At 69.0% G+C, this 23448-nt stretch carries 24 protein-coding genes and 1 tRNA gene; 21 read left to right on the top strand and 4 right to left on the bottom strand.

The window, feature by feature from the left end; translation table 11 throughout:
- Positions 1-240 precede the first annotated feature (240 nt).
- The 3 genes from FHS23_RS00965 to FHS23_RS00955 all read left to right on the top strand — a co-directional run bounded on the left by FHS23_RS00965 (position 241) and on the right by FHS23_RS00955 (position 2328).
- Positions 241-1341, top strand: a complete 1101-nt coding sequence (locus FHS23_RS00965; RefSeq protein WP_425501061.1) for a S1 family peptidase — start codon at positions 241-243, stop codon at positions 1339-1341.
- Between the two features lie 142 nt (positions 1342-1483).
- Positions 1484-1933 carry an FAS1-like dehydratase domain-containing protein gene (locus FHS23_RS00960; RefSeq protein WP_183646256.1) on the top strand — a complete coding sequence of 150 codons (450 nt, stop codon included), beginning with the start codon at positions 1484-1486 and terminating at the stop codon, positions 1931-1933.
- Positions 1930-2328, top strand: a complete 399-nt coding sequence (locus FHS23_RS00955) for a MaoC/PaaZ C-terminal domain-containing protein (protein ID WP_183646254.1) — start codon at positions 1930-1932, stop codon at positions 2326-2328. The genes FHS23_RS00960 and FHS23_RS00955 overlap by 4 nt, the downstream gene beginning before the upstream one ends.
- Before the next feature lie 5 nt (positions 2329-2333).
- On the opposite strand, the gene FHS23_RS00950 is transcribed toward FHS23_RS00955, so the two are convergent.
- The 3 genes from FHS23_RS00950 to FHS23_RS00940 all read right to left on the bottom strand — a co-directional run bounded on the left by FHS23_RS00950 (position 2334) and on the right by FHS23_RS00940 (position 5057).
- Entirely contained in the window at positions 2334-3293 is a 960-nt protein-coding gene (locus FHS23_RS00950) for a DUF1648 domain-containing protein (RefSeq protein ID WP_183646252.1), read from the bottom strand.
- On the bottom strand, positions 3290-3640 hold the full coding sequence (locus FHS23_RS00945) for a GntR family transcriptional regulator (protein WP_183646250.1): 351 nt from the start codon (positions 3638-3640) through the stop codon (positions 3290-3292). The genes FHS23_RS00950 and FHS23_RS00945 overlap by 4 nt, the downstream gene beginning before the upstream one ends.
- A gap of 184 nt (positions 3641-3824) precedes the next feature.
- Positions 3825-5057, bottom strand: coding sequence for a pyridoxal phosphate-dependent aminotransferase (locus tag FHS23_RS00940; RefSeq protein ID WP_183646248.1), 1233 nt, complete (start codon positions 5055-5057; stop codon positions 3825-3827).
- Between the two features lie 199 nt (positions 5058-5256).
- Between FHS23_RS00940 and FHS23_RS00935 the strand changes: the two genes are divergently transcribed.
- From FHS23_RS00935 to rplA, 5 genes are all read left to right on the top strand, one after another.
- A tRNA-Trp gene (locus FHS23_RS00935) sits at positions 5257-5329 on the top strand.
- Positions 5330-5363: 34 nt separating this feature from the next.
- Positions 5364-5798: a preprotein translocase subunit SecE gene (gene secE / locus FHS23_RS00930; protein ID WP_183646245.1), complete on the top strand. Its 435-nt coding sequence runs from the start codon at positions 5364-5366 to the stop codon at positions 5796-5798.
- Positions 5799-5879: 81 nt separating this feature from the next.
- On the top strand, positions 5880-6779 hold the full coding sequence (gene nusG / locus FHS23_RS00925) for a transcription termination/antitermination protein NusG (RefSeq protein WP_183646242.1): 900 nt from the start codon (positions 5880-5882) through the stop codon (positions 6777-6779).
- Between the two features lie 89 nt (positions 6780-6868).
- Positions 6869-7303: a 50S ribosomal protein L11 gene (gene rplK / locus FHS23_RS00920; protein ID WP_183646239.1), complete on the top strand. Its 435-nt coding sequence runs from the start codon at positions 6869-6871 to the stop codon at positions 7301-7303.
- Positions 7304-7394: 91 nt separating this feature from the next.
- Positions 7395-8117 carry a 50S ribosomal protein L1 gene (rplA, locus tag FHS23_RS00915; protein ID WP_183646236.1) on the top strand — a complete coding sequence of 241 codons (723 nt, stop codon included), beginning with the start codon at positions 7395-7397 and terminating at the stop codon, positions 8115-8117.
- Positions 8118-8248: 131 nt separating this feature from the next.
- Here the strand turns inward: rplA and FHS23_RS00910 are convergent, their stop codons facing one another.
- A complete protein-coding gene (locus FHS23_RS00910) occupies positions 8249-9463 on the bottom strand; it encodes a hypothetical protein (protein ID WP_246381249.1) in 1215 nt (404 codons plus the stop codon).
- Positions 9464-9783: 320 nt separating this feature from the next.
- On the opposite strand from FHS23_RS00910, the gene rplJ reads away from it, so the two are divergent.
- From rplJ to FHS23_RS00845, 13 genes are all read left to right on the top strand, one after another.
- Positions 9784-10329 (top strand): 50S ribosomal protein L10, encoded by a 546-nt coding sequence (rplJ, locus tag FHS23_RS00905; RefSeq protein ID WP_183646233.1) that lies wholly within the window; start codon positions 9784-9786, stop codon positions 10327-10329.
- Between the two features lie 49 nt (positions 10330-10378).
- Positions 10379-10771: a 50S ribosomal protein L7/L12 gene (gene rplL, locus FHS23_RS00900; RefSeq protein WP_183646230.1), complete on the top strand. Its 393-nt coding sequence runs from the start codon at positions 10379-10381 to the stop codon at positions 10769-10771.
- Between the two features lie 438 nt (positions 10772-11209).
- Positions 11210-12361 carry an ABC transporter ATP-binding protein gene (locus tag FHS23_RS00895; RefSeq protein WP_183650532.1) on the top strand — a complete coding sequence of 384 codons (1152 nt, stop codon included), beginning with the start codon at positions 11210-11212 and terminating at the stop codon, positions 12359-12361.
- A 32-nt stretch (positions 12362-12393) separates the two neighbouring features.
- Positions 12394-13146 (top strand): MlaE family ABC transporter permease, encoded by a 753-nt coding sequence (locus FHS23_RS00890; RefSeq protein WP_425501097.1) that lies wholly within the window; start codon positions 12394-12396, stop codon positions 13144-13146.
- A gap of 3 nt (positions 13147-13149) precedes the next feature.
- Positions 13150-13989: an MlaE family ABC transporter permease gene (locus FHS23_RS00885; protein WP_183646223.1), complete on the top strand. Its 840-nt coding sequence runs from the start codon at positions 13150-13152 to the stop codon at positions 13987-13989.
- The gene (locus tag FHS23_RS00880; RefSeq protein WP_183646220.1) at positions 13986-15362 is read left to right on the top strand and encodes an MCE family protein; all 1377 of its coding nucleotides are present in this window, start codon (positions 13986-13988) and stop codon (positions 15360-15362) included. Before FHS23_RS00885 ends, FHS23_RS00880 begins: the two co-directional genes overlap by 4 nt.
- Positions 15362-16450 (top strand): MCE family protein, encoded by a 1089-nt coding sequence (locus FHS23_RS00875; protein ID WP_183646217.1) that lies wholly within the window; start codon positions 15362-15364, stop codon positions 16448-16450. Before FHS23_RS00880 ends, FHS23_RS00875 begins: the two co-directional genes overlap by 1 nt.
- Complete coding sequence (locus FHS23_RS00870) at positions 16447-17433, top strand: MCE family protein (protein ID WP_183646212.1); 987 nt, start codon at positions 16447-16449, stop codon at positions 17431-17433. The genes FHS23_RS00875 and FHS23_RS00870 overlap by 4 nt, the downstream gene beginning before the upstream one ends.
- Positions 17430-18614, top strand: coding sequence for an MCE family protein (locus FHS23_RS00865; protein WP_183646209.1), 1185 nt, complete (start codon positions 17430-17432; stop codon positions 18612-18614). Before FHS23_RS00870 ends, FHS23_RS00865 begins: the two co-directional genes overlap by 4 nt.
- Positions 18615-18652: 38 nt before the next feature.
- A complete protein-coding gene (locus FHS23_RS00860) occupies positions 18653-19825 on the top strand; it encodes an MCE family protein (protein ID WP_183650518.1) in 1173 nt (390 codons plus the stop codon).
- The gene (locus FHS23_RS00855; RefSeq protein ID WP_183646206.1) at positions 19825-21087 is read left to right on the top strand and encodes an MlaD family protein; all 1263 of its coding nucleotides are present in this window, start codon (positions 19825-19827) and stop codon (positions 21085-21087) included. The genes FHS23_RS00860 and FHS23_RS00855 overlap by 1 nt, the downstream gene beginning before the upstream one ends.
- Before the next feature lie 54 nt (positions 21088-21141).
- Positions 21142-21981 (top strand): hypothetical protein, encoded by an 840-nt coding sequence (locus FHS23_RS00850; protein ID WP_183646204.1) that lies wholly within the window; start codon positions 21142-21144, stop codon positions 21979-21981.
- Between the two features lie 70 nt (positions 21982-22051).
- Positions 22052-23224: a hypothetical protein gene (locus FHS23_RS00845; RefSeq protein ID WP_183646202.1), complete on the top strand. Its 1173-nt coding sequence runs from the start codon at positions 22052-22054 to the stop codon at positions 23222-23224.
- Positions 23225-23448 lie beyond the last annotated feature (224 nt).

Below are 23448 nucleotides of genomic sequence, written 5' to 3'. Positions count from 1 at the left end.
CGGCCTCCGGGTCCACACCGCTTCGAACCGCCCTCGCCGTACCGGCGAGGGCGGTTCTTTGTGCCCGAGATCCGATGGCGGTTCGTCACGTGAACACACCGCTTGTGGACGTTTGTCATTTTCTGAGCAAAACCGGCACCGGTGAGAAAGGTCCCTTCGAAAGGACCTACCCGGGGACTCCTTGTCAACTCACACTGTCGCGTGACACATCCCAACCCTGCGGGAAAGTGAGTTGCCGGTATGAACATGTCGCGCAAGAGCGTCATCGCCGCCGCCGCGGGTGCGCTGGCCTTGGGGTTGTTCGCCCCGGCCGCAGCCGCCTCCGCATCCGTCCCGAGTATCGAGGGCTACTCGGACGTCGTCGCCGACAAGGCGATCTCCACCCTGACGAGTGAGCGCGGCCTCGGTGAGACGGCCGCCGCCGAGCTGCTGCAACGCCAGCAGCAGAGCGTCGACACGCTCGACGACGTCCGCTCCGCCATCGCCGGCGACCTGGTGGGCGAACACCTCGACGCCAAGGGGAACCCGGTCGTCACCGTCGCCACGCAGGCGGCCGCCGACAAGGCCGAAGCCGCGGGCGTCACCGCCGAGCTCGCCGAGCGCACCACCGAACAGCTGGATGCCGCCCGCGCCGAGCTCGAAGCGCTGCCCGCCGTGCCGCACACCTCGCTCGGCCTCGACCCCGCCGAGAACCAGCTGGTGCTGACCATCGGCGAGAAGGCGGCCGACAGCGCCGCGGGCAAGCTCACCGCCGCGGCCGCGAAGCTGGGTGACGCGGTGCGCGTCGAGCACGTCGCAGGCGGCATGCAGAAGAGCATCTACAACGGCGAAGCCATCACCGGTGGCGGCAGCCGCTGCTCTGCGGGCTTCAACGTCAACGACGGCTCGCAGGACTACATCCTCGACGCCGGCCACTGCACCGCGGGTGTCGCCGAGTGGAACGTCGGCCCCTCGGTCGACGCCAGCTTCCCCGGCAACGACTACGGCCTGATCCGCAACGACACCGGCAGCGCACCCGGCGCCGTCACGCTGTGGAACGGCAGCACGCAGGCCATCACATCCGCCTCCGACGCCACCGTCGGCCAGGACATCTGCAAGAGCGGCTCCACGACGCAGCTGACCTGCGGCACGGTCGAGGCCGTCGACGTCACCGTCAACTACGCCGAAGGCGCCGTCGACGGGTTGATCCAGACGTCCGCGGCGGTCGACTCCGGCGACTCCGGCGGCTGCCTGTTCTCCGGCAGCACCGGCGTCGGCATCACGTCCGGTATGGGCGGTGGCAGCTCCTACTTCCAGCCCGTCACCGAAGCCCTGTCGGCCTACGGCATGTCCCTGAACTGACGAACGCTCCCTGCCGCCCCCAGTGGCACCTCGGCTGCGCTCACTGCGCCCAAGGTGCCACTGGGGGCGGATTCGTCGGCAGGGTCGGCCTGCCGGTTCAGTCCAGTGGGTGAAACATTCTCCGGCCGGTAGAGTCTGCGCCGTGCCTTTGGATCCGTCATTCGTCGGGCGCACGTATCCGCCCGAAACGACCTACGAGGTCGGCCGCGCCAAGATCGCCGAGTTCGCCGACGCCATCGGCGACGACAACCCGCTCTACCGCGACATCGAGGCCGCCAAGGGTGCCGGGTACGCGGACGTGATCGCGCCGCCCACCTTCCTGACGATCATCAACATCCGCGCCATCAACGCGGTCGCCGAGGACCCGGACCTCGGCCTGGACTACGACCGCATGGTCCACGGCGACCAGAAGTTCGTGCACCACCGGCCGGCGTGCGCCGGCGACCGGCTGCAGGTGACGGTGCACATCGACGACGTCTTCGTGCGTGCGGGCAACGACTTCCTCAGCGTCCACGCCGACGTCGCCACCGACGGCGGCCAGCCCGTGTGCACCACCTACGCCCAGCTCGTCGTCAGGGGGGAGCGGTCGTGAACGTCGGAGACGAACTGCCCGGCCTGTCCGTGCACGTCACCCGCGAGCAGCTGGTCCGCTACGCGGGCGCCTCGCTGGACTTCAACCCGATCCACTGGAACGAACGCTTCGCCACCGAGGTCGGACTGCCGAACGTCATCGCCCACGGCATGCTGACCATGGCGCTCGGCGGACGCGTCGTCACCGACTGGCTCGGTGACCCCGGCCGCGTCGTCGAGTACGGCGTGCGGTTCACCCGCCCGGTCGTCGTGCCGGACGACGACGAGGGTGCGCTGGTCGAGTTCACGGCCAAGGTCGGCGAGGTCCGCGACGACGGCACCGCCCGCATCGACGTCACGGCCAAGTTCGACGGGAGAACCGTCCTCGGCAAGGCCCAGGCGGTCGTGCGGGCGTAGCCGCGTCAGGCGCTCTGCCGCGCGGCGACCAGGTCGTTGACGAGGCCCGCCGCCCGGTCGGCGTGGTCGACCGTGGCCTTGACGACGTGTCCCGACGTCAGCGTGACCGCGAGCGCCTCACCCGCGCGCACCTTGAACGCCGTGTAGCCGACACCTCGGCGCAGGCCGTATCCGCCGGCGCTCCACATCGTCATCTGCTCGGTGTCGGCGGAGGCGATCTCGTCGAACGTCAGCGTGCGGTGCGGGAAGCCGAACAGCCCGAGTGACAGCGCCACCCCGTCGGCATCGACGCGGACCCGCACCCGGCAGGTCGCCGCCATCGCCAGCACGACGACGAGCACCACCAGTGCGAACGGCATGACGTCGAAGTCGGGGAGCGACACCTGCAACAGCCCGTACCCGCAGGCGACGGCGAGGCCGCCGAAGGTCATCGGGTAGTTGGTGCCGCCGCCGATCCACGTCGCCCGTTCGCCGGGTTGCAGACCCGCCGACGGCAGGTCACGTGGTTCCGGGGACGCCCGCCGTTCGGTCCGCCCCGCGACGAGCGCCGCGATCGCACCCGCCACGACGCTCAACCCCAGTGCCCACACCACCGCCGACCAGGCCGAGCCCGCCTCGCGCCACGACGTCGTGTCCAGTGCGGCGTACATCGACCCCACGAGAACCCCCGCGGGCAGTGCCGCCATCCCCGCCGTGAACCCGACCGCGCTGCGCGGCACGGCCGACCCCCGGGCCCGCGAGGCGAGCACCGCCACCAGCGTCACCAGCGTCAGCGCCGCACCGATGCCGAGGGTCACGCCGGTCAGCGTCGACAGTGTCGACGACCGGTCGGGACCGCTCGTACCCCAGTGGACCGCCACCACCTCAGGCAGCCGGGCCGACCAGGCACCCTGTAACGCCCAGGCACCGCCGAGCGCCGTGAGTGGAACCGCGCCCGCGGCCAGTGCGAGCCTCGTGGTCTTCATGCGAACTTCTCCTTCACGATCTCCGTGAGCTCGTCCAGGTCGACCCCCACCCGACGTGCCTCGTCGGCGAGCTCTCCGGCCAGGGTGTTCAGGCGTGCGCGCGTGTCGGCGGCGCCGGTGACGACCGCGCCGCGCCTGCGGCGCAGCTCGATCAGCCCCTCGTCGCGTAGCAGGCCGTAGGCGCGAAGCACGGTGTGCACGTTGATGTCGAGCGACGTCGCCACCTCCCGCGCGGGCGGCAGCTGGTGACCCTTGGCGAGCTCGCCGTCGGACAGGGCACGCCGCACCGACGCGGCGACCTGCTCGAACAGCGGCGCCTGGGACGCCGGATCGATCCGAATCAACATTGTTCTAACTATACTAGAACAAACAAGGTTCTCGAGTGGTGTCTGGACGTGCCGTCCCGCTGAAGTGCGGTGCGTCGATGAGGTGCGGGGTGGGTGCAGGACATGCGAAACGGCCCCTCGGAGTGGGTTCCGAGGGGCCGTTTCGGGAGGTTCCGCCGGGTCGCGCCCGGCCGAGGGGTGCTGGTTACTTCGCCTCGGCGAGGAGGTTGCCCACGCGGTTCACGCCTTCGACGAGGTCGTCCTCGGCGAGGGCGTAGGAGAAGCGGAAGTAGCCGGGCGTGCCGAACGCCTCGCCGGGCACGACCGCGACCTCGGCCTCGCGCAGGATCAGGTCGGCCAGCGCGACCGTGTCCCCGGGCCGCTCGCCGCGGATCTCCTTGCCGAGCAGCGCCTTCACGGACGGGTAGGCGTAGAACGCGCCCTCGGGTGTCGGGCATTCGACGCCGGGGATGTCCGACAGCAGCGAGACGATCTTCTTGCGCCGCGCGTCGAACGCCTCACGCATGGCGTGCACGGCGTCCAGCGGACCCGCGACCGCGGCCTCGGCGGCACGCTGGGCGACGTTGGAGACGTTGCCGCACAGGTGTGACTGGAAGCTGGACGCGGCCTTGACGACGTCGTCGGGGCCGATGATCCAGCCGACGCGCCAGCCGGTCATCGAGTAGGTCTTGGCGACGCCGTTGAGGATCAGCGTCCGGTCGGCGAGCTCCGGTACGACGGCGGGCATCGACGCGGCGGTGACACCGTCGTAGACGAGGTGCTCGTAGATCTCGTCGGTGATCACCCAGATGCCGTGCTCGAGCGCCCACTTGCCGATGGCCTCGACCTGCTCGCGCGAGTAGACGGCGCCGGTCGGGTTGGACGGCGAGTTGAACAGCAGCACCTTCGTGTTCTCGGTGCACGCGGCCTCGAGCTGTTCGACCGTCACGAGATAGCCGGTCGTCTCGTCGGCGGTGACCTGCACCGGGACGCCGCCGGCGAGCGTGATCGACTCGGGGTAGGTCGTCCAGTAGGGGGCCGGCAGCAGCACCTCGTCGCCGGGGTCGAGCAACGTCGCGAAGGCCGAGTACACGGCCTGCTTGCCGCCGTTGGTCACGAGCACCTGGGAGGGGTCGCAGCGGAAGTCGGAGTCGCGCAGCGTCTTCTCCGCGATCGCCTCGCGCAGCTCCGGCAGGCCGCCTGCGGCGGTGTAACCGTGGTTGACCCGCTCGCGTGTGGCCTTCGCCGCGGCCTCGACGATGTAGTCGGGCGTGGGGAAGTCCGGCTGCCCCGCGCCGAACCCGATCACCGGGCGGCCCTCCGCCTTGAGGGCCTTCGCCTTCGCGTCCACCGCGAGCGTCGCGGACGGTGTGATGCCCGCGATCCGCGCGGACACTCGGGAGCGGGGGCGGGCGGGTGTCGTTCCAGGTGTGGCCATGACTACAGTTTTCCACGCGCCCGCCGGGGCCGTGTCACCTGGGCCGAAGCGGGTGCGGCGGTGGTGGTCGACGGGAAACGGGCCTCGGTTGCAGAGCGCGATCGGCCTTGCCGTAGACTACTGCACTTGGAACGTTCGACGGTTGCTCCTGCCCTTCTGTCCGCGATCGGATGGAGGCATGAACTGCGTGAACGTTCGAAGGGGTGTAGCTCAGTTGGTAGAGCAGCGGTCTCCAAAACCGCAGGTCGCAGGTTCGAGTCCTGTCGCCCCTGCGTTGATGTGTCAGGTTAGGCAGAGGAGTGGCTCGTGAGCGAGGACGGCGAGAAGGACCCGGGGAAGGAGCAGAAGAGCTCCGCCCCCCGTCCGAACACCGCCGCCGCTCGCCGCGAGCGGCGCGCCGCTGCCTCCGGCACGGGCAGTGACGCCAAGGCGGGCAAGTCCGCTCCCCAGGGGAAGGCGGGCACCGGTCCCGGCAAGGGCACCACCGCCGGCAAGGACCGGCCCACGCCGAAGCGGAGCGGCACGACAAAAGAGAAGACCGAGAAGCATTCGCTCTTCGCCCGGATCGTGCGGTTCCTTCGCGAGGTCTGGGGCGAGCTGCGGAAGGTGATCTGGCCGACCCGCAAGCAGATGATCACCTACACCGGCGTGGTGCTGGTGTTCGTGGCCTTCATGATCGCCCTGGTCTACTTGCTCGACTTCGTCTTCCTCGAGGGAGTCGACTTCGTATTCGGCAACTAGCGCCTTGGCCAGGCCTCGCGGGTGGCGGGAGCGGATCGCCGCGCCCGTGACGACACACGCGATCAACTGAGAGGACGGAAAGTGACCTCCGAGAACGGCTCAGACGAGCAGGTGCTCGCGGCCACCGACGTGGACCCGGCCGAGGCCGCCGACACGCCTACGCCGGCCGCCGAGACTGCAGAGGTCGACGAGCACGCGGAGGCCGGCACCGCCGAGACGGCCGGTGCTGACGAGTCCGCCGGTGAGGCCGACGCCGAGAGCGCCGACGACGACGGTGAGACGGCGGCCGACGACGCCACCGACCAGAACGCCGACGCGAGCGACCAGAACGCCGACGCCACCGAGCCGGACGACCCGGTGGCCCAGCTGCGCGCCGAGCTGAAGTCGCTGCCCGGCGAGTGGTACGTCGTGCACTCGTACGCCGGTTACGAGAACCGCGTGAAGAACAACCTCGAGACCCGGCGGCAGACGCTGGACGTCGAGGACTACATCTTCCAGATCGAGGTGCCGACCGAAGAGGTCACCGAGATCAAGAACGGCCAGCGTAAGCAGGTCAACCGCAAGGTCCTGCCCGGCTACATCCTGGTCCGCATGGAGCTCACGGACGAGTCCTGGGGTGCCGTGCGCAACACGCCCGGTGTGACGGGATTCGTCGGTGCCACGTCGCGGCCGTCGCCGATCACGCTGGACGAGGTGCTGAAGTTCCTCGCGCCGCAGGTCGAGAAGGAGGCGCCGGCGAAGGCCGCGAAGGGCGAGTCCGCAGCGCCGGACACGCAGGCCGCGGCGTCGTCGTCCACCTCCGCGGTGCAGGTCGACTTCGAGGTCGGCGAATCGGTCACCGTCATGGACGGCCCGTTCGCGACGCTGCCCGCGACGATCAGCGAGGTCGACGCCGGCGGCCAGAAGTTGAAGGTCCTGGTTTCGATCTTCGGCCGCGAGACGCCGGTCGAGCTGTCGTTCAACCAGGTCTCCAAGATCTGACGGCCGCTCCCGCGGGTCGGGAGCACGCCGGAAGGCCCCCGCGCCACGGCAGGTGCGTGGGGAGAGCAACGCTGAACTAGGAAACGGAAATGCCACCCAAGAAGAAGAAGCTTGCAGCGATCATCAAGCTGCAGATCCAGGCGGGTGCCGCGAACCCGGCGCCCCCGGTCGGCCCCGCGCTCGGTCAGCACGGCGTCAACATCATGGAGTTCTGCAAGGCGTACAACGCGGCCACGGAGAACCAGCGTGGCAACGTCGTGCCGGTCGAGATCTCCGTGTTCGAGGACCGTTCGTTCGACTTCAAGCTCAAGACGCCGCCGGCAGCCAAGCTGCTGCTGAAGGCAGCGGGCGTCGACAAGGGCAGCGGCGAGCCGCACAAGAACAAGGTCGGCAAGGTCACGATGGACCAGGTCCGCGAGATCGCCGAAACCAAGAAGACCGACCTCAACGCCTACGACGAAGACCAGGCGGCCAAGATCATCGCCGGCACCGCCCGGTCGATGGGCCTGACCGTCGTCGACTGAGTCTCGATCGCCTCACACCCGAGGCGCGCCGTGGAAGGGCCAGGCGCTGGCCCGCACCACAACTGATCCATTTCGCATGTAAGGACAGAGCATGACCAAGCGCAGCAAGGCCTACCGTCAGGCCGCCGAGCTCGTGGACCAGACCCGGCTGTACGCCCCGCTCGACGCGGTGAAGCTGGCCAAGGAGACGTCCGGCAAGAACACGCTGGACGCCACGGTCGAGGTCGCGATGCGGCTCGGCGTCGACCCCCGCAAGGCAGACCAGATGGTCCGCGGCACCGTGAACCTGCCGCACGGCACGGGTAAAACCGTCCGCGTCGCTGTTTTCGCCACCGGTGACAAGGCCGCAGAGGCCGAGGCCGCTGGTGCCGACGTGGTCGGTTCCGACGATCTGATCGAGCGCATCCAGGGTGGCTGGCTCGAGTTCGATGCCGCGATCGCGACCCCGGACCAGATGGCGAAGGTGGGCCGCGTGGCCCGCGTGCTGGGCCCGCGTGGCCTGATGCCGAACCCGAAGACGGGCACGGTGACGCCCGACGTCACGAAGGCCGTCACGGAGATCAAGGGCGGTAAGGTCAGCTTCCGCGTCGACAAGCAGTCGAACCTGCACCTGGTCATCGGCAAGGCGTCGTTCGACACCGACAAGCTGGTCGAGAACTACGCCGCGGCCCTCGACGAGGTGCTGCGTGCGAAGCCGTCCGCCGCCAAGGGCCGCTACGTCAAGAAGGTCACCTTCACGACGACCATGGGCCCGGGCATCCCGGTCGACCCGACGCGTACGCGCGACCTCCTCGCGGAGGACGCGAACGCCTGAGGCGTCACCGAACGCACAGACGCCTGAGCGTCAGAGACACACAGCGTCGAAGCGGGGCGGTTCACCCATCGCGGGTGGGCCGCCCCGCTTTCGTTCGTCGGCGGATCCGGCCGGGCGCGGGCGGGGAACGCTCAGTTGCCCGGCTGCTGCGCAGGGCCGGACGGCTGCTGCCGCGACGGCGCCTGTCCGGGGCACGTCTCCGGCCCGGCTGCATGCCCGGTGATCAGCCACTGGTCGTGTTCCACCTTCTCCACGGTGAACACGCCGAGTGCGGGGCCGCCGCTGATCGTGAACGAACAGGAATCGATCCGCTCGGTCGTCGACGTGGGCAGGTAGCCGCGCGGATAGACGGACTCGGCGTAGTCGTTGACGTGGGTGACCTGTTCGTGCAGCGCATTCACGGCCTCGCGGCAATCGGCGGAACCGACGTTGTCGGCGAAGCGCTGCTGGGTGGCCTCGTCGAACCGGCCGCACGCCTTGTCGGCGTCCGGCAGGCCGGTGTCCGGGTCCGCCTGCGCGATCGCGTCGTAGACCGAGCGCACCGCCGCGTACGGAGTGTCGGCCAGCAGTTCGGTGGCGTGGTACGAACCGCCGCCCCCGCGCGCGTACTCCTCGGTGGTCTGGTCACTGTCAGCGGTGCCGAAGAAGTGGTTGTAGGCCCACGTCGCGGCGAGCGCCAGCAGCAGGAACGCGACGAGCCAGCCGAGGAGCTTCTTGCCGAGCCAGGTCAGCCATCGCGGGGGTCGCCGCCGCGGCCGCTGTGTGGGTTCGGGGAGCCGGTCGGGCGCCGCCGCGGGCAGCGGTGCCGCGTGGCCACCGGCCGGCGCGGCCGTGACCTGCGAGCCCGGGTACGGAGCAGGCGGGTACTGGGCCGGAGGCGTGCCGGGGACGACCGCGCCGCCCTGCCCGTGTCCGCCCTGCTGGGCCTCCTGGAACTTGAGGAACTCCTGGAACTCCTGGAACTGCTGGAACTGGCGGAACTGCCGCAACTGCTCCTCGTCGACGGGACCGGCCGGATCCGGCGTCGCGGCGGCCGCGGGCTGGATCTCAGTACCGGACGGCGGCGTCGGGTCCGCACCGGTCGGGTCCGCACCACCGGACGGGGTCACGTCGCCGGACGGCGTCGCGTCGCCGGGGAGGCCTGCACCGGCGACGCCGGACCGGCCACCATCGGCAGGGGACCCGCCGGCGTGAGAGTCCGTACCGAGGGAACCCGCGGCCGCATCTGCCGGATCCCCTGTACTCCCGGGGCCGGTGGACGTGGCTCCCGGCGGGTGCGGGGCGTCGGGGGACTCGCCGGGCCGGTCCGGTTCGCCGCCCGCCGGATCGGTTCGCTGTTCCGTCACGCGCCCATGATGCCTGCTCACGCTCCGCACGCGGGAGCCGTGTGCCGACCCGGGTGTCGGGGGAGGCGGGACGTGGGCGTATAGTCGACGGCGGTTCTACCGAAGACCGCTGGTCTTCCCGGGGCTACCTCGGGAACGAAGGTCCGCCGAACGGGCGGCGACCCGCGCAGGGAGGAACGAGGATCGCCACACGGGCACCCGTGTGTATCGACGCCCCGAGCCTGCTGCGCTGGATTCTGCCGCGCGCGCCGGGGCGTTTCGTCGTTTCCAGGGTAGTCGCGGGCAAGCTCAGTGGTCACCAGCCAAGAGAGGAGGCGACCATGGCGAAGCCCGAAAAGGTGGAGGCGGTCGCCGAGATTGCGGAGTCCTTCCGCAACAGCTCGGCCACGGTCATCACCGAGTACTCCGGCCTCTCCGTGTCCCAGCTGGGTCAGCTGCGCCGCGCTCTCGGCTCCACCGTGAAGTACCGGGTCGCGAAGAACACGCTCACCAAGCGTGCCGCCGAAGAGGCGGGTGTCGAGGAGCTCAACGAGCTCTTCATCGGTCCGACGGCGATCGCCTTCATCGAGGGCGAGCCGGTCGAGGCCGCGAAGGCACTGAAGAACTTCGCGAAGGACAACAACGCGCTTGTCATCAAGGGCGGCTACATGGATGGCCGCACGATGAGCGTCAGCGAGATCAACCAGCTCGCCGACCTCGAGAGCCGCGATGTCCTGCTGTCCAAGGCCGCGGGTGCGTTCAAGGCCAAGCTGTCCGAGGCCGCGTCGCTGTTCCAGGCGCCGCTGTCGAAGATGGCCCGCGCCGCCGCCGCGCTCGAGGACAAGCAGAAGTCCGATTCCGGCTCCGCGTCCGACGCCGAGAGCTGACCGACAAACCCACCGACTCCAGAGTCGCAAGCAAGGAAGGAACGCCACCATGGCGAAGATGAGCACGGACGAACTGCTCGACGCCTTCAAGGAGCTGACGCTGCTTGAGCTGTCCGAGTTCGTGACGAAGTTCGAGGAGACCTTCGACGTCACGGCCGCCGCCCCGGCCGCCCAGGTCGTGGCCGCCGCTCCGGGTGCCGACGCCGGTGCCGCCGCCGAGGAGGAGCAGGACGAGTTCGACGTCGTCCTCGAGGACGCCGGCGACAAGAAGATCCAGGTCATCAAGGTCGTCCGCGAGGTCATCTCCGGTCTCGGCCTGAAGGAGGCCAAGGAGCTCGTCGAGGGCGTCCCGAAGCCGCTGCTCGAGAAGGTCGACAAGGAGGCCGCCGAGGCCGCCAAGGCCAAGCTCGAGGAGGCCGGCGGCAAGGTCTCGCTCAAGTGATCTGACGCCTCACGGCGTTTTCGATTACGGCGAAAGCGGGCGGACATCCCACGGGGTGTCCGCCCGCTTTTTCGTGTCCGGGGCCGTTATCGCCGGCGCACGTTTTCGTATGTCGGAAGAATGCAGCGGAAAACGAGCACCGGTACGCACGCCGCGTGTCCATTCATCACATTCGTGGGAGTGCTGTTCGTTCCGCGAGTGCGTCGTGGGTTACCTTGCACATCCACATCACACGGTCTGTGTCGGGGATTACTCCGAGCGCGCGATCCGAGTGTGAACCAGTGAGTAACTTACGCGGGCTTCGGTCGTTGCTCGTAGAAGGAAGACGCTGCGGACATGGCGGTCGGCACCTCCGCGGAGGTGGGCACCGCCGGGTGTACGCCACCGGAACCGGGTGGCGCATCGGCCGCGGCCGCGGAACCGCTCCGGGAGGGTGCGATGGGTGCCGAGGTGGTCATCGAGGGCTTGACCAAGTCCTTCGGCAAGCAGGCCATCTGGCGTGACGTGACGCTGAACCTGCCGCCGGGGGAAGTGTCGGTGATGCTCGGCCCGTCGGGTACCGGCAAGTCGGTGTTCCTCAAGTCGATGATCGGTCTCCTCAAGCCCGACAAGGGCAAGTGCGAGATCAACGGCACCGACATCGTGCGCTGTTCGGAGCGCAAGCTCTACGAGACGCGCAAGCTGTTCGGTGTACTGTTCCAGGACGGTGCGCTGTTCGGGTCGATGAACCTCTACGACAACGTGGCGTTCCCGCTGCGCGAGCACACGAAGAAGTCGGAGACCGAGGTCCGCAGGATCGTGCTCGAGAAGCTCGAGCTGACCGGTCTGTCCGGCGCCGAGGACAAGCTGCCCGGCGAGATCTCCGGCGGTATGCGCAAGCGGGCCGGTCTGGCCCGCGCGCTGGTGCTCGATCCCGAGATCATCCTCTGCGACGAACCGGACTCGGGTCTGGACCCGGTGCGTACGGCGTACCTGTCGCAGCTGCTGATCGACCTGAACGCGCAGATCGACGCGACGATCCTGATCGTCACGCACAACATCAACCTCGCCCGCACGGTGCCGGACAACATCGGCATGCTGTTCCGCAAGGAACTCGTCATGTTCGGCCCGCGCGAGGTCCTGCTGACCTCCGACGAACCGGTCGTCGAGCAGTTCCTCAACGGCCGCAGGCTCGGTCCTATCGGCATGAGCGAGGAGAAGGACTCGGCGCAGATGGCGCTCGAGCAGGAGCAGGCCGACGCGGGCCACCACGACGGGTCGACCGAGGACGTGCGCGGCATCGTGCCGCAGTTGCAGCCCACACCCGGCCTGCCGGAGCGGCAGGGCGCGATCCGCCGCAAGGACCGCGTGGTGCAGGTGCTCCACACCCTTCCCGAGCCGGCTCGGGAAGGCATCATCGCCTCGCTGACGCCCGAGGAGCGCAGGCACTACGGCATTCCGGAACCCGCCGTCACAGCGGGCGGCCGGACGCAGGTCCACGGCAACCTGCCCGCGGGCGATGTCGCCGACCTGCCCGGCTCGCCCGCATGGCCGAGCGGCGAGCAGTCGGCGCCGACCCAGCCGCTGCGACCGCGGCGAGGCGGCGCATGAGCTCACGGCCGGCCACCGTCCCCGGCCTCGGGATGCTGCGCGAGACGGGCAAGCTGTTCGCCCTCGGCCTCGACATCGCCCGGGGTCTCTTCCAGCGCCCGTTCCAGCTGCGCGAGTTCATCCAGCAGGCCTGGTTCATCGCCAGCGTCACGATCCTGCCGACGGCTCTCGTGGCGATCCCGTTCGGCGCGATCATCTCGCTGCAGTTCGGGTCGCTCGCGAGCCAGCTGGGTGCCGAGTCCTACACCGGTGCCGGCAGCGTGCTCGCGACCGTGCAGCAGGCCGCACCGCTGGTGACGGCGTTGCTCGTCGCCGGTGCGGGCGGGTCGGCGATCTGCGCCGACATCGGCGCCCGCACCATTCGCGAGGAGATCGACGCCATGGAGGTGCTGGGCGTCTCCGCGGTGCAGCGCCTCATCGTGCCGCGGGTGCTGGCGTGCATGCTCGTCGCCGTGCTGCTCAACGGCATGGTCAGCGTCATCGGTGTGTTGGGCGGCTACTTCTTCAACGTCGTGCTCCAGGGCGGCACACCGGGTGCGTACCTGGCGAGCTTCTCGGCCCTGGCGCAGCTGCCCGACCTGTGGGTCGGCGAGATCAAGGCGCTCATCTTCGGGTTCCTCGCCGCCGTCGTCGCCTCCTACCGGGGGCTGAACCCGCCGCCCGGGCCGAAGGGCGTCGGCGACGCGGTGAACCAGTCCGTCGTCATCACGTTCCTGCTGCTGTTCGTGGTCAACGTCGTCGTGACGCTGATCTACCTGCAGCTCGTCCCGCCGAAGTTGGGCTGACCGATGGCCTCCGTGACCCAGCGCGCGAAAAAGATCGCGAACCGCCCGCTCGAGACGCTCGACGATCTCGGCGACCAGATGTCGTTCTACCTGCGCGCCCTCGCGTGGGCGCCGCGGACGATCCGGCGGTACCTCAAGGAGGTGCTGCGCCTGCTGGCCGAGGTCAGCTTCGGCTCCGGGTCGCTGGCGATGATCGGCGGCACCGTCGGCGTGATGGTCGGTCTGACCCTGTTCACCGGTGTGCTCGTCGGCCTGCAGGGTTTCTCGGCCCTGGACTCCATCGGGACGTCGGCGTTCACCGGCTTCCTGACGTCGTTCTTCAACACCCGTGAGATCGCGCCGCTGGTGGCCGGTCTCGCGCTGTCGGCGACGGTCGGCTCCGGCTTCACCGCCCAGCTGGGTGCGATGCGGATCTCCGAGGAGATCGACGCGCTCGAGGTGATGGCGGTGCCGAGCCTGCCGTACCTGGTCACGACGCGGATCATCGCCGGTTTCGTCGCGGTCATCCCGCTCTACGTGATCGGCCTGATGTCGTCGTACCTGGCGTCGCGGGCCGTGGTCATCTACATCTACGGCCAATCGGCGGGTACCTACGACCACTACTTCGAGATGTTCCTGCCACCGCAGGACGTGCTGTATTCGTTCATCAAGGTGCTGATATTCAGCGTCCTGATCATCCTCACGCACTGCTACTACGGCTACAAGGCCAGCGGCGGCCCCGCGGGCGTCGGTGTGGCCGTCGGCCGGGCCGTGCGGTTGTCGATCGTCACGGTCGCGGTGGTCAACTTCTTCGTCGGGTTCGCGCTCTGGGGAACCGACACGACGGTGAGGATCGCGGGATGATGGCGACAGGGACGTGGACGACACTGCGTCGAAGGCTGCTGGGGCTGTTGCTCGTCGGACTGTTGGTCGGCGGCGTGGCCCTGAGCGTGGCGATCTACAACAAGGCGTTCAGCTCGTACGTCACGGTGACGCTGCGGGCCGACGAGATCGGCAACCAGCTGTCCGAGAACTCCGACGTGAAGGTGCGGGGGCTGATCGTCGGCCACGTCGGCGAGATCACCCCGGTCGAGGGCGGTTCCACGGAGCTGACGTTGAACCTCGAGCCGGAGCAGGCCGAGCTCGTGCCCGCGAACGTGTCCGCCCGGTTCCTGCCGAAGACGCTCTTCGGCGAGCGTTTCGTGAACTTGGAGATCCCGGAGGGCGCCGAGTCGACGTCACTGCGGTCCGGCGACGTCATCCCGCAGGACCGCACCGACAGTGCCATCGAGCTCGAACAGGCCCTCGCGGATCTGATGCCGGTGCTGCAGGCGGTGCAGCCGCAGAAGCTCTCGACCACGCTGAGCGCGATCTCGACGGCGCTGGAGGGGCGCGGTGAGCAGCTGGGCCGGACGTTGTCGGACCTCGGTAGCTACCTCGGCGAGTTGAACCCGCACGTGCCGAAGCTCCAGGAGAACCTGCGGGAACTGGCGAAGTTCTCGCACAACCTCTCCGACGTCACTCCGGACTTGGTGCAGACGCTCGACAACTTCACCACGACGAGCAAGACGATCGTGGAGAAGCGGCAGGCGCTGTCGAACATGTACACGAGCATCACGGGCGCCTCGACGGATCTGCACTCGTGGCTGAAGGCGAACTCCTCGAACCTCATCCAGCTCGGCGAGACCGCGAGGCCGACCGCCGAGCTGCTCGCCAAGTACGCGCCGTCGTACCCGTGCTTCCTCGGGCAGATGGCCGAACTGGTGCCGCGGATCGACAAGGCGTTCGGCAAGGGCACCAACCAGCCCGGCCTGCACGCGACGATCGAGATCACCAACAACCGCGGTCCGTACAAGCCGGGGCAGGACGAACCGGAGTGGAACGACCACCGTGGCCCGCGCTGCTACGACTTCGCCGAGAAGCCGGATCCGTTCCCGCAGTACCCGCCGGACGGGCCCGTCAAGGACGGCAGCACGGCGCCCCCGCCTGCACGCTCGTCCAACAACGGCCTCAGTCAGGCCGACGACCAGGCGAACGCGGGCGGCTACAACAACAACGGTGGCGGCGGCGCCGCTCCCGGTGTCGCGGGCGGCGACCCGGCGGGTTCGCCGGGTGAGCTGCGGCTGATCTCGCAGCTGACCGCGCCGCGGCTCGGCATGGACGCCGATCAGGTGCCCGGCTGGGGCGCCCTGCTCATTGCCCCGATGTACCGCGGAGCGGAGGTGACGGTCGAATAATGCGTGGACTCACCGCACCACTGGTCAAACTCGGTGCCTTCATCGCCGTCACGGTTCTGGTCACGGGTGTGCTCGCGGTCAGCATCGCGAACATCAACCTGTCCGACACCGTGACGTACAAGGCCCGTTTCACCGACGCGACGATGGTGATCCCCAACGACGACGTCCGGATCGCGGGCGTGCGTGTCGGTCAGGTCAGCTCCGTCGAGATCGTGGACCGCAGGCTCGCCGAGGTGGAGTTCGAGATCGACGCCGCCCGCGAGCTGCCCGCGAACGTGCAGGCGTCGATCAAGTACCGCAACCTCGTCGGCCAGCGCTACATCGCGCTCGAGCGGGCCGGCGAGGGCGGGGTGCAGCAGGCCGCACACCAGGGCGGTGGCAACCAGCCGGGTGGCGGGAGTCCGCAGGGCACGCTCGAGCCGGGCGAGACGATCCCGCTGGAGCAGACGACACCCGCGTTGGACCTGGACCAGCTGTTCAACGGGTTCAAACCGTTGTTCCGGGCGCTGTCGCCGGACGACGTCAACAAACTGTCGTACGAGATCATCCAGGTCCTGCAGGGTGAGGGCGGCACGGTCGAGAGCCTGTTGTCGCACACGGCGTCGCTGACGACGAAGCTCGCCGAGAAGGACCAGGTGATCGGCCAGGTCATCGACAACTTGAACACGGTGCTGACGACGGTCAACGAGCGCACGCCGCAGCTGGACCAGCTGATCGTGCGGCTGCAGAAGCTGGTGTCGGGGCTGGCCAAGGACAAGGAGCCGATCGGGCAGTCGATCGACGCGCTCGGTGGGCTGGCGCAGACCACGGCGGGCCTGCTGAAGGAGACCCGCGAGCCGCTGAAGCAGGACATCAAGGCCCTCGGTGAACTGGCAGGGAACCTCAACGAGCAGGAGCAGGTCGTCGAGCACTTCATCCAGTTCCTGCCGGAGAAGGCCAAGCGGATGGCCGCGACCGCTGACTACGGCTCGTGGTTCAACTTCTACCTGTGCAGTGCGAGCGGCAATGTCCGGATCCCGGGGCTGATGTCCGAGCCCGTCAACGTGCCGATCGCGCCGGTCAATAGGGAGCGGTGCACCAGCGAATGAAGAGCTTCCAGAAGCGCAACCCGATCCCCATCGCGATCACCGGCATCATCGTGATCGTGCTCGGCATCGTGTCGGCGCTGAACACCGAGGACCTGCCACTCATCGGCGGTGGCACGACGTACCAGGCCGAGTTCAGCGAGGCGGCCGGACTCAAGCCCGACGACGAGGTGCGCGTGGCCGGCGTGAAGGTCGGCAACGTCAGCGACGTCGAGCTCGACGGCGACCGGGTGAACGTGTCGTTCAAGGTGCGTGACGCCTGGCTGGGCGACCGCACCTCGGCGACGATCAAGATCAAGACGTTGCTGGGGCAGAAGTACGTGGCGCTCGACCCGTTGGGGGAGCAGCCGCTCGACCCGGGGGCGACCATCCCGCGTGAGCGCACCACGGCCCCGTACGACGTGCTCGAGGCGTTCCGCGACCTGTCCGGCACCGTGGACGAGATCGACACCGACCAGCTGGCACAGAGCTTCGACGTGCTGTCCCAGACGTTCTCCGACACCCCGGACGACGTGCGCGGTGCGCTGAGCGGGCTGTCGAAACTGTCGGACACCATTTCCAAGCGCGATCAGCAGCTCAAGAACCTGCTGCAGAACACGAAGCAGATCTCGGGGACCCTCGCCGGCCGCGACGAGCAGCTGGTGAAGCTGATGGAGGACGGGTCGTCGCTGCTGGGCGAACTGCAGCGGCGCAAGCAGGCCATCACCACGATGCTGCAGGGCAGCCAGGAGCTGTCGACCCAGTTGAAGGGCCTCGTCAACGACAACAACGAGCAGATCGGCCCTGTGCTGAACAAGCTCGACCGGCTCACCGGCATGCTGCAGCGCAACGAGGAATCGTTGAGCGAGGGCATCCGCCAGTTCGCGCCGTTCGTCCGTGTCTTCAACAACACGATCGGTAACGGCCGCTGGTTCGACAACTACATCTGCGGCCTCCTGCTCCCGTCCGTCGGTCCGGTGAACGAAGAGGGGTGCAACGTCAAATGATCACCACTCGATTCGGTCAGCGGCTCGCCCAGGGCGTCACGATCGCCATCGTGCTCGCGCTCGTCGTCGCGGGCGGACTGTGGTGGACGCTCAAGGACGCGGGCAGCAAGCGGGTCAGCGCGTACTTCCCGAGCGCGATCGGCCTGTACGAGGGCAACACCGTCCGCGTGCTCGGCGTCGAGATGGGCGAGGTCACGAACGTCGAGCCGCAGGGCGAGCGCGTGCTCGTGGAGATGACCTACGACCGTGACGTGCAGATCCCGGCCGATGCGAAGGCGATCATCGTGGCGCCGTCGCTGGTGTCGGACCGGTACGTGCAGCTCGCACCCGCCTACACCGGCGGCCCGACGCTCGACGCGGGCGCGACGATCAGCCAGGACCGCACCGAGGTGCCGCTCGAGGTCGACGAGCTCGCCGAGAGCCTGAGCCGGGTGTCCGAATCGCTCGGCCCGAACGGCGCCAACAAGAACGGTTCGCTGTCGGACCTGCTCGACACCACCGCGAACAACCTCGACGGCAACGGCAAGGCCCTGAACGACACGATCACCAAGCTCGGCAAGGCGGCCGGGACGTTGTCCGGCAACTCGGGCGACCTGTTCGCCACGGTCGAGAACCTGGCGAAGTTCTCCACGACGTTGGCGAACAGCGACCAGACGGTGCGGAAGTTCGAACAGCAGCTCGCCGACGTCAGCGGATACCTGTCGGGTGAGCGCGAGAACCTGTCGGCGACGGTCGCACAGCTCGGCGAGGCGCTGACGTCGGTCAAGGGCTTCGTCGAGAACAACAGGGGCAAGCTCAAGTCCAACGTGGACAAACTGGCGAGCGTCACGCGGGTGCTCGTCGAACAGCGCGGGGCCCTCGCCGAGACGCTCGACATCGGTCCGCTCGCGCTGACGAACCTGGCCAACACCTACAACGCCTCGTCGGGAACCCTCGACGCCAGGGCGAACCTCAACGAGCTCACGCAACCGCCGGCGACGATGGTGTGCAACCTGCTCAAGCAGACACCGGACGCGCTCGACGCCGTCGGCAACGTGTGCCAGGGCGTGGCCGACGTCGTGGACAACAACGTGCCGCTGCCGTCGCTGGCGCAGTCGGTGCACGCGCTGAACAACGGCGAGCTGCCGCCGCTGCCGCTCCCGGTGACGCAGCAGGTGCTGTCCTCGGGAGGTGGCCAGTGAAGTTCCGCAAGCTGCTGTCCGCGGGTGCTGCCGCCGCGATGCTCGCCGTGTCCGGCTGCGGGTTCTCCGGCGTGTACGACCTCCCACTGCCGGGTGGCGCCGACTTGGGCGACGACCCGTACCGCGTGAAGGTTCAGTTCCGCGACGTCCTCGACCTCGTGCCGCAGTCCGGCGTCAAGGTGAACGAGGTGTCGGTGGGCAGGGTCGAGAAGATCGGCCTGGCCCGCGACGGGTGGACGGCCGAGGTCACGCTGCTGATCAACAACGACGTCGAGCTCCCGGCGAACGCGATCGCGAACCTGCGTCAGTCCAGCCTGCTCGGCGAGAAGTACGTCCAGCTGAGCCCTCCGGGGCAGGACCCGGCCGAGGCCGAACTGGCCGAGGGCGACACGATCCCGGTGGAGCGCACCGACCGTAGCGTCGAGGTCGAGGAAGTGCTCGGCGCGCTGTCGATGCTGCTCAACGGCGGTGGCGTGGAACAGCTGAACAACATCACCCAGGAACTGAACACGGCGCTGTCCGGCAACGAGCAGGACATCAAGGGCCTGCTGCGCAATGCCAACCAGCTGGTGTCGGCGCTCGACGCGCAGTCGGGCGACATCACCAGCGCGCTGGACGGCCTGAACCGGCTCTCGATGAGCCTGAAGGGGCAGAAGGACCGCATCGCGGGTGCCATCGAGAATCTGGGCCCCGGTCTGGAGGTCCTGGAGCAGCAACGGGGCCAGCTGGTGACGATGCTGCAGGCGCTCAACCGGGTGTCCGGCGTCGCCACACGGACCATCAACCAGAGCCAGGAGGATCTGGTCGCGAACCTGAAGTCCCTCATGCCGGTGCTGCGCAAGCTCGGCGAGGCGGGTTCGGACCTGCCGAAGTCGCTCGAGCTGCTGCTCAGCTACCCGTTCACCGACCAGGCCGTGAAGGGCGCCAAGGGCGACTACTTCAACCTCTACGTCGACATGGACCTGGACCTGCAGGAAGTGCTGGCCAACCTCGGCCGCAGCAGGCAGAACCCGCTCCAGGACGTCTCGCTGCCGGGCAACCTCACGTCGCCGCGCGAGGGAACCGGTGACAACCCGCCGCCGCTGCCGCTGGGCGAATCGTCCGGGCAGTCCGGGTCGCAGCAGTCCGGCGGGCAGGACGGGCGGACCTCGCAACAGTCGTCGTCGGGCGTCGAGGGGATCTTCGAGAGCCTGTCAGGGGGCGGTAACTGATGCTGGTGCGCAAGACCAAGATCCAGCTCGTGGTGTTCGTGATCATCTCGGTGGTCGCCGTCGTGTACGCCCTCGTGCGGTTCACCGACGTCGAGGAGACCTTCGGCCAGGGCGGCTACAGCGTGCAGCTGCAGCTGGCCGAGTCGGGCGGAATCTTCACCGGCGCCGAGGTGACCTACCGCGGCTACAACATCGGCACGGTCGGTCCGCTCAGCCTGACCGAGGACGGCACCGAGGCCGAACTGGACATCGAAGCGGACGCGCCGCCCGTGCCCGCCGATCTGAAGGCCGTCGTGGCGAACCGGTCCGCGGTCGGTGAACAGTACGTCGACCTGCAGCCGCAGAGTTCCGGTGGACCGTTCCTGGAGGCCGGTTCGGTCATCGACTCGCGGAACACGACCACGCCCGTGCCGACGGAGAAACTGATCGGCGACCTGTCGTCGCTGGCCAAGTCGGTGCCGACCGATTCGCTGCGCACCGTCGTCGACGAGTCCTACGACGCGTTCAACGGCACCGGCCGCGACCTGCAGCAGCTGATGGACACCACCCGGGATTTTACGAAGGTGGCCTCCGAGCACGTGCCGCAGACGGTGGAGCTGCTCGACTCGGGCACGAAGGTGCTGCGTACGCAGAACGAGCTGTCCGGGTCGATGCGCTCGTTCAGCCGCGATCTGCGCAAGCTGTCGCAGACGCTGAAGGACTCCGACGCCGACCTCCGCAAGCTCGTCGACGTCGCCCCGCAGGTCGGCGACCAGGTGCAGCGGGTGCTGGCCGAGACCGGACCGGGCCTGTCGGCGCTCACGGCGAACCTGTTGACGACGTCGAATCTGCTGGTCCCCCGGCAGGACGGGCTGGAGATGATGTTCATCGCCTACCCCATGGTGACCGGCGGCGCCTACTCGGTCACACCCGGTGACGGCACCGCGCACCTCGGCCTCGCGCTGAACCTGTTCAACCCGCCTGCATGCACCAAGGGTTACCGTTCGCCCGACGAGTACCGTCCCGGCAACGACACCTCCGAGCGGCCTCCCAAGGACGACGCCTACTGTGCCGAGCCGGCCGGCAGCCCGATCAGCGTGCGTGGCTCGCAGAACGCGCCGTATCACGGTGTCCCGGTCAAGCCGAGCCAGCAACAGGTGGAGGAGAACTCGACGCGGGACGAGGAGGAGCTGGCCTCGCTGCGCGGCACCCCCGGCGTGGCGAGCAGCCCGGGGCTCGACATCACGAGCCTCGACCAGCTCGCAGGCCTGGGCCGGCCGTGAGCCGGTCAGGACGACACACAGCAAGCTGACACGACCGCAATACCCTGGAGCGTTATGAGTTCGGACGAGCCGGAGAAGGCCCGCGCCACCGGCGACGCGGAAGACGGCACCGGCGCGACCGGCACCGGCGTTCCGGGAGCGGCGGATCCGGAAAACGTGGAGCCGGCGGAGTCCCCGGACACCGGCTCGGCGTCCGACTCGGTGTCCGGCGGTGCCGACGACGCCGACGCGGCCACGGACGCAGCCGGCGCGGACGCCGATGCGGCGGAGTCGGGCGCCGACGACTCCGACGACGGCAGCACCATCGACGACGACAGCACCACCGACGACGGCACGGCTGAGGAGGACCGCACCGACGGGGGCGAGCGGTCGGGACCGCCGCGCTGGGCGTTGCTGGGCGCGGCCGCGTTCGCCACGGCCGGACTGGTCGTGGCCGCGGTGTTCGGCGTGTGGTGGCTGGTGAGCGCCACCGGGGACGACGCCGAGATCGCCGCGGAGCGGCAGGACGTCACGCGGGTCGCGGGCCAGGCCGTGACGGCCTTCACCGAACTCGACCACACGAAGTTGGACGAGTACTTCAGCAGGCAGAAGGAGCTCGCCACCGGCGAGCTGGCGAACCAGATCTCGCAGGCCGAGAAGACCTACCGGGAGGCGATCACCAAGGCGAAGTCCAAGGTGACGACCACCGTGCACGACGTCGCCGTCAGCGAGCTCAACGACCGTGAGGGCAAGGCCAGCGCCATCGTCGCGGCGAGTGCCGACATCAAGCGCGGTCAGCAGCAGGGCATGAAGACCATGCGGCTCGAGGTGCAGCTCACGCGGGACGGCGAGGACGGCCCGTGGAAGGTGTCGCAGATCGGCGACGTGCCCGTCACCGGCGGCGGGCAGCAGTAAGCGCACCCGCAGCGCACCCGAACCGCGCAGCGCCCACGAACCGCGCAGCAGCCCAGAACGGAGTCCTACCGTGCCACCGAACCGTCGCAAGCCCACCCCGCAGCCGCGCCCGACGCCGACGCGCCGTCACAAGGTCGCGGGTCTGCGCAAGCCGGGTTCCGCCGAGGACGTGGAGACGACCGAGTCCGCCGAGCAGGCCGAGGCGCCCGCGGCCGGAGACACCGGCACCGCGGCGAGCGGGCCGGACCGTGTCGGGCCGGTGGCGTCCGAGCCCGAGGACGAGACGGGCACGGTCGGCGACCGTCAGGCCGACGCCGCAGCATACGACGCAGACGCCGACGCAGACGCAAAGGCAGACGACGCAGACGACGCAGACGCAAAGGCAGACGACGCAGACGACGCAGACGACGCAGACGACGCCGAGGCCGACGCGGACGACGGCGCCGCGAAGACGGGGGCGCGATCCGGGCCCCGGCGTAAGTCGAAGGACGGTGGCAGGGCCAAGCCTGCGAGCCTCGACGAGGGCGAGACGCTCGACGCCGAGGAACCGGGAACGCCGGCGGTCGCGGTGCGCAGGCCCGGTCGCAGCGGCAGGACCCGCAGGAAGCCGGGCTACGCAGCACTCGCGGTCCTGCTCGTCGTCGGCCTGCTGTTGGCGGGCGCCGCGGTGTTCTTCCAGATCAAGGGCAGTGAGGCGCGGGCGGCGACGTCGAACGCCGCGCTGGTCGACGGTCCGGGAACGAGCGAGGCCAAGGAGGCCATGGAGAAGGCGGCCGAGCGGCTGTTCTCCATCGACCACAACAACCTCGGCAAGACCGAGAAGGCGGCGAACGAGCTGCTCGCCGGTGGTGAGGTGAAGCAGAAGTACGACGCGCTCATGGGCGAGATCAAGCGGCTCGCGCCGGATCAGAAGATCGTCGTGACGGTGCACGCGGCGCGCAGTGCGGTCGTCAACCTCGACGGCGACCGCGCCCGCGTCATGGTGTTCATCGACCAGGCGGCCACGCGGCCGTCGGACAAGCAGCCGGCCGTGGGCGGCGCCGCGATGTGGCTGGAGACACAGAAGCAGGGCGGCACGTGGAAGGTGACGAACCTCGACACCTACGCCGCGCAGCAGCCCGCGCCTGCGCCCGGCCAGTCGCAGGACCCCTCCGGCGCACCGCTGCCCGGCGGCGGCCAGCAGGGCGGTCAGAACGGCGGCCAGCAGGGCGGACAGAACGGCGGTGACCAGGGCGGGAACTGATGCGGACCGCTCCGACGGCCGGGCTGCCATACCGGCGGCCCGGCTGTCCAGAGTCGGTCTTACGTGATCTATTTCGTACTCCTCCGCCCGGCGCATCCGGCGTGTGAATGCTTGACTCAGCGCTCACGGGGGTTCACGCTTACAGGCAATGGCGAGCCTTGCGGGAGGCGAGCCGGAGACGAGCGAACGAGGCTGGGCCCCACGTCTTGGGCGTGCCCCCTCGA

Source organism: Prauserella isguenensis (assembly GCF_014191605.1).
Taxonomy (GTDB): Bacteria; Actinomycetota; Actinomycetes; order Mycobacteriales; family Pseudonocardiaceae; genus Prauserella; species Prauserella isguenensis.
The sequence above is the reverse complement of the archived record's forward strand: the minus strand, read 5'-3'. Positions and strand labels throughout refer to the sequence as shown.